The organism is Streptomyces sp. P17, assembly GCF_032436805.1.
GTDB lineage: Bacteria > Actinomycetota > Actinomycetes > Streptomycetales > Streptomycetaceae > Streptomyces.
On the sequence record NZ_JAVRBF010000612.1, the window covers coordinates 1 to 287 of the forward strand.

General features: G+C 53.3%; 1 protein-coding gene. It reads right to left on the minus strand.

Annotated elements, in window-relative coordinates; translation table 11 throughout:
- A partial coding sequence (locus RMT89_RS42310) for a hypothetical protein (RefSeq protein ID WP_315889077.1) occupies nt 1-215 on the minus strand: 215 nt, incomplete at its 3' end.
- Nucleotides 216-287: the final 72 nt, after the last annotated feature.

Below are 287 nucleotides of genomic sequence, written 5' to 3' on the forward strand. Positions count from 1 at the left end.
TGTTTTGCTTTGGCGCGTGTTTTAAATTGCGCCAGCGTTAGCTTCTCCTCGCTTCCGCCTTCGTCGTAGTCAGCTCGCCGCCACATTTTGCGTGAGACGCCTTGTGTCGTTGAAATAAGCGCTTGTCCTGCTTGAGGCTCCTGGTTGAGTCCATCCGCCAGTAAGACGGGAGCGAGCCCTGGAGCAGTGCTTTTAAGCGCATCCATGGTTTGCATGACCAAGTTGCTAAAGGGCACGAACCATAGCCATATTACGTTGGCGTCGGAGGATTGCCCTATTTGCTGCAT